This window comes from Bacillus sp. AFS059628 (assembly GCF_002571225.1).
Lineage (GTDB): Bacteria > Bacillota > Bacilli > Bacillales > Bacillaceae_G > Bacillus_A.
On record NZ_NVEC01000068.1, the window covers coordinates 23,714 to 30,784 of the forward strand.

Sequence of the window (7,071 nt, forward strand, 5' to 3'; positions counted from 1 at the left end):
TTGTTTGTATATTTTTGTCGATAGTTGTCGAAAAAATAAAGTGAATTTCCTTCTTTTTCTAAAGTAGAAGGCAGTTTTACAGTTCATTAAAATCCTTTAAATCGTTTTTTATGGTTGAAATAAGAGAGAGCAATGACAATGACTCCGAATAAAAGAGGGAAAGCAATCATTTTAGGAAAAGCTTGTAGTAGAGAGAGGAGGTACAAGAAAAAAGAAATGATGACAGCTAGAATGATTAATAAAATATACGTTTTTTTCATACAAAACACCTCCCAAATAGCTTTTTTATAGCTTATTCAGAAATGAAAACGTTTAGAATGTGACAAAAGTGTGAAATTCGACAAAAGGGGTTGTCATCTGACGTCGAATCTTGTAATATAATAAGCGTGAACGAATTCACATACAAACATATACCCCTTTGTTTGAACGTGAAAATTTCTCCCATCCCCTTTAATATTTTTATAAGCCGTAAAGAAGAAGACCTGGTGTTTACACCAGGTCTTCTTCTTTTGCTATCCATTTCCAATAACGCTCACATTTTACGTCAATCATTTGTACTTTTCGTTTCAGTTGTAATTTTTTTAGTTCACGCTCGATTTCTTGCTGCGGGCAGTCATATATAAATGCTACTTCTTTTGAAGAGATAAATTGCGTCGCTTCTAGTAACACTTCTAAAGGTGGTAATGGTTCTGGCTCGATTTCACATTTTACAAGTTCTTTTAATAATTGTACGTATACATCATAGGAATACGTTCCAGCGATTTTAATACCTTCTTCATCTGAATTCGCATGAAAAAATACGAGAGAAGGTATTTCTGTAATATGCATCTCATTTGTGAATTTTAAGTCACATTGGAATGCCTTTTTTGCGCTAGCGGAATAGAGGTCTTTTTTAAATTCTTCTACATCAATAGCGCTATCTTTTGCACATGCAAGTAATAATTCACAATCAGGATTTGATACATTTTCAAGGAAAATGTATTCTTGGAGTTTTCGCAAAAACTTCGAACCTGCTTTTCGGCCCTGCAACTCCGCTGCCTTAATTGCCATCGAAACTAAATATGGTGTTGACGATGCTTCTTGCATATGTACCTTTCCATCACATGAAAACCCTTGTAAACTTGTTGTCTTTTCCCACACAAATCGAATATTAGCAGGTTTATTCCATTTGTGTGAGGAAGCGTTCGTTCCGTCCACTTTTCCTGTTACGATATGACGAATAGAGAAGTATTTCCCGTATTCAAGCCATAGTTTAATAATAAAGGGCTCAATTTCCCAGCAATCTTTACAAAGTGGATCAATAAATAAATATGCTTCTACAGACTTATGCTCACATGCGGAAGGAGATGGCATATTGATATGCTTTGCTTCCTGTTTATCCATTATATTTCACCTGTTTCGTTTGGAGTATTAACCATATGCTGAGCAGTTAATGCTAAACGTTCAAAAACGAACTCTCTTATATGACCGTGCACTCCTGTGTCATCCATTGCTTGCTCCATACATGATAGCCAAGCCTCTGCTCGTTTTGGCGTAATCTCAAACGGGAGATGGCGTGCTCTTAACATAGGATGACCATGTTCTTCAGTGTACAAATTAGGACCACCTAAATATTGTGTTAAAAATTGTTTCTGCTTCCTAGCGGTTTCTGTTAAATCATCCGGGAAGATGGGAGATAGGTCAGGGTGCTTACTGACATAGGAATAAAATGTATCTACTAATATTGCAATGCATTGTTCACCGCCAATTGCCTCAAATGGTGTCATCGGTTGCTTGCTCATCCTTTATAAACTCCTTTTTCCATGAAATGTATATCTATTGTAGCAATGGAATGTTAGAGAGGGCAAATAAATAGCCTTCATAACGTCCTTTGCGTATTCTACAGATGTAAAAGAATCTTTTCGTTTTTAAAAAGTGAGATGTATCCACTAGTAGAACGTATTCACTAGTGGAATTTTCACTTTAGCGTGCTTTGTTTTGTTTGGCAAGGAAAAAGCGTTTTACTTTATTATTTGTATGACGGATTGGTATGTCGTGTTGCTTTAATAAATGAATAAAGGCAGCTTTGCCTGTTTCTTCATCTTGCACTTCAAATTCAATTTCATAATCATCGTGATTGTAATAGAAACTATGATCAAAGACAAGTGTTCCGCCTTCAAATAACGTTTCAGCTCTTTCAGTTGTTAAACTACCCATATAAGTTAAAGCAGAAACAGGAATTTGTAATTTGTGTAGTTGATCCGTTACAGCCCCTGGAATGATTACGTTTGTCGCCATCATCATTTTTGCTTCTTCTTCTGTTACGACTTGATGTGTTTCTAACAAACCAACCTCTGCAGGTTGTTTCAATGTTAATGTATAAGTTTCTCCTTTATGACGAATACGAAGTGCAGAGCCAACTTCTTTTAACGAGAAATTCGGTGTTTCAAAGTAGTGATTTACCTGTTTCGTAAATACTTCAATAGAGAATGATTTACATAATGTATTGAATTCTTCTTCTGTAACAATATTTTTAAATTCAATTTCGATTTCCTGTGACATTGTATGCGCTCCTTTTGAAAAATAATTCTTTACACATTATCGCTTTTTCACAAATTTGGTTCAATGTTTTATTTGTTTGCGTCCATGTTATGATACAATAATACTGTTAAGTAAGACAGGAAGTTGAGATGGAGGAGTTAGAGCATGCAAAATAAAATTCAAGTTAAGAGCGTAGAAAAGAGAGAGAATGCTCTTATTTTTTGTGCGGAAAATAGTGAAATAGAGGTAAAGGAGTTAAGTGCACGTAATCATGTACTTGTAGACTCAGACAATTTATCATTTTTATATATCTTAGAAAACGAATCATCTTTCATTTATGTAAGTATTCCGCACACATGCTGGGAAGCAATGCATGAAGCGATGAATAACAATGTGGTTATGTTCGTTCGTGTGAATGAAATTGAAATGGAATTAGAAGGATTAAAAGAAGAAGTAGAATATTTAGTTGAAAATATTGAAGGTAATGCAAATTACGGAGAAGAACTAGTAACTGCTGTAGAAAAAGTATTTCTATAAGCAAATGGATTGATTTTGGTGGTGGTTGAAATGAATCGAAATTGGGAAGAATTTTTAGCACCTTACCACCAAGCGGTGGCAGAGCTGAAAGTGAAACTAAAAGGAATGCGTACTCAATTTACAATGTTAACAGAGCATTCTCCAATTGAGTTTGTAACAGGAAGGGTAAAATCGGTTCCAAGTATTATTGATAAAGCGGAGAAGAGAAATGTACCGCTGAACCGGCTGAGAGAAGATATGCAAGATATCGCGGGCCTTCGAATGATGTGTCAATTTGTTGATGAGATTAAGCCTGTTGTAGAATATCTTCGAAAACGAAATGACTTTGAAATCGTGGAAGAACGTGATTATGTCACGCAGAAGAAAGATAGCGGTTATCGTTCTTATCACGTTGTCATTAGTTACCCTGTTCAAACGATTCAGGGTGAACAAAAAGTATTGGTAGAAATCCAAATACGCACGCTAGCAATGAATTTTTGGGCAACAATTGAGCATTCTTTAAATTATAAATATAGTGGACGTTTTCCTGAAGATATTAAAATACGTTTGCAACGCGCAGCGGAAGCAGCATTTTTATTAGATGAAGAAATGTCTTCTATCCGTCTTGAAATTCAAGAAGCGCAGAAAGCTTTTTCAAGAAAGCAAGAAACGAAAGATTCCGAATCATAAACTAAAGGGTGTTGGGCGATGAAATTTACAATTATGTCAAAGGGAGATCAATCATCAGATGCACTGGCAAGCACGATGAAAGAATACTTGCTAGATTTCGGATTTATAATGGATGAAAAGGAACCCGATATTGTAATTTCTGTTGGGGGAGATGGAACGCTTTTATATGCATTTCATCGTTATTATGATCGATTGGCTGAAACGGCATTTGTTGGTGTACATACAGGGCATTTAGGTTTCTATGCAGATTGGTTACCGACAGAAGTAGAGAAATTAGTAATTGCAATTGCTAAAACACCATTCCAAGTGGTGGAATATCCGCTTTTAGAAGTGATTATTCGCTATGTGAATGGCAGTAAAGAGTCGCAGTATTTAGCGATGAATGAAGCGACTGTAAAAAGTGCAGAAGGTACATTAGTAACAGAAGTGGAAATACGCGGAGAGTACTTTGAAACGTTCCGCGGGGATGGCCTTTGTATTTCTACTCCTTCGGGAAGCACTGCGTATAATAAGGCGCTTGGTGGAGCGATTATTCACCCTTCTATTGAAGCGATTCAAATTGCAGAAATGGCATCTATTAATAACCGTGTGTTTCGTACGGTAGGTTCGCCGCTCGTATTGCCGAAACATCATACATGTGTGTTGAAGCCGGCTGCAGGAATGAACTTACAAATTACGGTGGATCATTTAACGATGGTTCATCAAGATGTGAAATCAATTCAGTATCGCGTTGCAAACGAAAAAGTACGATTTGTTCGTTTCCGTCCATTCCCGTTCTGGAAACGAGTTCGTGACTCGTTTGTTGCAGATAAATAGAAAGGGTTTATATATTTGAACAGATTTACATTGAAATGGGATATAGAATCGGCCCAAGAGGGAACTTTAGTTAGAGAATTCTTAAAAACAAAAGGGATTTCTAAAGCCGCATTAACGGATATAAAGTTTCATGGCGGAGCTATAGAAGTAAATGGTCAACATGCGAGCGTTCGTCATCAGTTGCAAGCTGGTGAAGAATTACATGTCTTTTTTCCAGTAGAGGAAAGAAGTGAAGGGATGAGTGCAGAAGATATTCCTTTATGTATCGTATATGAAGATGATGCAGTTCTTGTCATAAACAAAGAGGCAAACATGTCAACGATTCCGTCTAGAGAACATCCGGCAGGAAGTGTTGCGAATGCGCTCTTATCTCATTATGATCAGCAGCATCTTGCAAGTACAGTGCACATCGTAACGAGGCTAGATCGTGATACTTCAGGGCTTATGCTGATTGCAAAAAATCGTTTCGTGCATCATCTTTTATCGAAACAGCATCAACAAAAAGCTGTGAAAAGAACGTATGAAGCAATCGTTCATGGTGAAATGATAGAACGAGAAGGAACGATTGATGCACCGATTGGACGAAAATCGGATAGTATTATTGAGCGAACCGTTTGTGAGGAGGGGCAAAGAGCAGTTACTCATTTTAGAGTGATTGATAGCGCCAATCATAAGACGCATGTATCACTTGAGCTCGATACAGGAAGAACACATCAGATTCGTGTACATATGGCGCACATAGGACATCCGCTACTTGGCGATAATTTATATGGTGGAAAAAGAGATGAAATGAAACGACAAGCGCTTCACAGTACATCCTTGACGTTTTATCATCCTATTTTAGAGAAAGAAATGTCTTTCACTACACCGATTCCAAGCGATATGCAAGCGGTATTAAGACATACTTAAAAAGGGAACAAAATTCTTATGTAACGAAGAATTTTGTTCCCTTTTTTCTTAGCGGAATAATATTAAAATTTGGTTTTCACCCGTGCGCTTTATAACGAAAAAGCCACTTTCGGATTTTGTAGCAATGCCATCGTTGTTTGGACGACAATATCCATGCGTTTCGCAAGTACCGTCATCACGTACTAACATTTGTCCAATTAATCCGACAGGAAGCCACTCGTTACGATCTTTTCTTGCTATATATTTGCAAGCAGGATCCCATTCTGTATTTAAAAGAGGTTGTATGTCTTGCGATTCCGTGCGTACATATTGACGTTTTCCAAAGTTATCTGTTTTGTAGCGTTTTTGCCAACTTAAAGCACCGCTATTTCCTATAAGAGCGGGGGTGGCGCTAGATATTCCTAAGATGAATGAATCGTTTGAAGTAGCGATTCGAATTTTTTCTTCGCTACTAAATGTAACGAAATAACCTACATCAATAAGGGTATTGTCTGCTGTTTCAAACATTTGTGCAAAATCAGTTCCGCTTGCATTGTAAGAAGCGCCATCAATGTACATTTCACCATTATGAGCGAGCCACTTTGCACCGATATTATGATCGGTTTCATTTGTGCCGTTTGCAATAAACCAAGAATAAGATTCTTCTGCTGTACCGAACCGCCCCATAATATGGCTACCTGCAAAATGAGCTGTTGATGTATGATTACCTTCCGCATGAGAAGAAAATCCGTTAGCGATAGTCGCGGTTCCTTCTGCATGAGCTGCTTCGCCTAAAGCGATTGTATGTTTACCTTCCGCATGAGAATAAGCGCCACCTGCTGTCGTTTCACTTCCTTCACTATGGGAACTATGTCCAGTTGCTTTTGTTTTTGATCCTTCTGCATGAGAGAAAGAACCTTTCGCATGTGTCAGGAGCCCTTCTGCATGTGAAACTGTACCCTCTGCATGAGAGTGAAGCCCCTCTGCATGTGCATACCGCCCCCCTTTTTTTACCTTTGTATTTTCAGGTGTAGGGGGTTGAATTATGATAGTCTTTTCTGTTTGTATATTACCTGATGGTGCTAGTGCTTCTTTTATTTTTTTTACTTGATTTATAATAGCGGCTGGAATTTCTGATTCCGCTTTTTTATTTATTGCTACAGGAATATTTTCTTCTGTATTCTTCTCTGTTTGCTCAGAAGGCACAATCTGTTCAGTGTGAGTAGAGAGAGGTTTATTTTTTTGCTGCCTCTTTGCTTTTCTATTATCAATTATGCGGCTCATTACAGCATTTTCTAAAGAGACATATTTTGGTCTAGCTTTGTTTTTGGGGGATGCCTCTTGTCCTTCCAGTTCTTCTACAGCTGCAGCTCGAATGCTACACCAGTTGTTAATTCCGTACATGGGTAGATAAAAAGGCGGGCATTTTCTTTTTTGTTTAGAAGATTTTTTCTTCATTCTGTCACCTCCTGCGACAGTATATGCCGTGTCATTAAAAAAAGATGCACTTTATTGCATCTTTTTTTAATGACTTTAAGCAGTTTTTATCCCGCTTTAATGGGCAGTAAGATCCCCACCTTAAAATTCAGCGAAATCAAAGAATTTAGGTGGGGGGCGGGCTGCCCATTAAAGTCCGATTGG

General features: G+C 37.6%; 9 protein-coding genes. 4 read left to right on the forward strand and 5 right to left on the reverse strand.

Annotated features, from left to right (window positions below):
- Positions 1 to 86 precede the first annotated feature (86 nt).
- The 4 genes from COL05_RS31500 to COL05_RS22770 form a co-directional block, all read right to left on the reverse strand.
- A complete protein-coding gene (locus COL05_RS31500; protein ID WP_098670238.1) occupies positions 87 to 260 on the reverse strand; it encodes a hypothetical protein in 174 nt (57 codons plus the stop codon).
- Positions 261 to 489: 229 nt separating this feature from the next.
- The gene (locus COL05_RS22760; RefSeq protein WP_098670239.1) at positions 490 to 1,383 is read right to left on the reverse strand and encodes a ClpXP adapter SpxH family protein; all 894 of its coding nucleotides are present in this window, start codon (positions 1,381 to 1,383) and stop codon (positions 490 to 492) included.
- Positions 1,383 to 1,781 carry a globin domain-containing protein gene (locus COL05_RS22765; protein ID WP_000043381.1) on the reverse strand — a complete coding sequence of 133 codons (399 nt, stop codon included), beginning with the start codon at positions 1,779 to 1,781 and terminating at the stop codon, positions 1,383 to 1,385. Before COL05_RS22765 ends, COL05_RS22760 begins: the two co-directional genes overlap by 1 nt.
- A gap of 181 nt (positions 1,782 to 1,962) precedes the next feature.
- Positions 1,963 to 2,541, reverse strand: a complete 579-nt coding sequence (locus tag COL05_RS22770) for a CYTH domain-containing protein (protein WP_098670240.1) — start codon at positions 2,539 to 2,541, stop codon at positions 1,963 to 1,965.
- Between the two features lie 144 nt (positions 2,542 to 2,685).
- Here COL05_RS22770 and COL05_RS22775 point away from each other — a divergent pair, with 144 nt between their 5' ends.
- From COL05_RS22775 to COL05_RS22790, 4 genes are read left to right on the forward strand one after another with little or no spacing between them, the layout of a single operon-like run.
- On the forward strand, positions 2,686 to 3,057 hold the full coding sequence (locus COL05_RS22775) for a UPF0738 family protein (protein WP_098670241.1): 372 nt from the start codon (positions 2,686 to 2,688) through the stop codon (positions 3,055 to 3,057).
- A gap of 30 nt (positions 3,058 to 3,087) precedes the next feature.
- Complete coding sequence (gene yjbM, locus COL05_RS22780; protein WP_001081489.1) at positions 3,088 to 3,726, forward strand: GTP diphosphokinase; 639 nt, start codon at positions 3,088 to 3,090, stop codon at positions 3,724 to 3,726.
- Positions 3,727 to 3,744: 18 nt separating this feature from the next.
- Positions 3,745 to 4,542 (forward strand): NAD kinase, encoded by a 798-nt coding sequence (locus COL05_RS22785; protein WP_000673182.1) that lies wholly within the window; start codon positions 3,745 to 3,747, stop codon positions 4,540 to 4,542.
- 15 nt (positions 4,543 to 4,557) lie between these two features.
- Positions 4,558 to 5,451 carry an RluA family pseudouridine synthase gene (locus COL05_RS22790; protein WP_098670242.1) on the forward strand — a complete coding sequence of 298 codons (894 nt, stop codon included), beginning with the start codon at positions 4,558 to 4,560 and terminating at the stop codon, positions 5,449 to 5,451.
- A gap of 48 nt (positions 5,452 to 5,499) precedes the next feature.
- Here COL05_RS22790 and COL05_RS22795 read toward each other — a convergent pair whose 3' ends face one another.
- On the reverse strand, positions 5,500 to 6,888 hold the full coding sequence (locus COL05_RS22795) for a peptidase G2 autoproteolytic cleavage domain-containing protein (protein ID WP_098670243.1): 1,389 nt from the start codon (positions 6,886 to 6,888) through the stop codon (positions 5,500 to 5,502).
- Between the last annotated feature and the right edge of the window lie 183 nt (positions 6,889 to 7,071).

Coding starts and splice junctions, on each gene's coding strand:
- COL05_RS22795 (WP_098670243.1), bottom strand. CDS start 6,888: ATGAAGAAAAAATCTTCTAAACAAAAAAGAAAATGCCCGCCTTTTTAT.
- COL05_RS22770 (WP_098670240.1), bottom strand. CDS start 2,541: ATGTCACAGGAAATCGAAATTGAATTTAAAAATATTGTTACAGAAGAA.
- COL05_RS22760 (WP_098670239.1), bottom strand. CDS start 1,383: ATGGATAAACAGGAAGCAAAGCATATCAATATGCCATCTCCTTCCGCA.
- yjbM (WP_001081489.1), top strand. CDS start 3,088: ATGAATCGAAATTGGGAAGAATTTTTAGCACCTTACCACCAAGCGGTG.
- COL05_RS31500 (WP_098670238.1), bottom strand. CDS start 260: ATGAAAAAAACGTATATTTTATTAATCATTCTAGCTGTCATCATTTCT.
- COL05_RS22785 (WP_000673182.1), top strand. CDS start 3,745: ATGAAATTTACAATTATGTCAAAGGGAGATCAATCATCAGATGCACTG.
- COL05_RS22775 (WP_098670241.1), top strand. CDS start 2,686: ATGCAAAATAAAATTCAAGTTAAGAGCGTAGAAAAGAGAGAGAATGCT.
- COL05_RS22765 (WP_000043381.1), bottom strand. CDS start 1,781: ATGAGCAAGCAACCGATGACACCATTTGAGGCAATTGGCGGTGAACAA.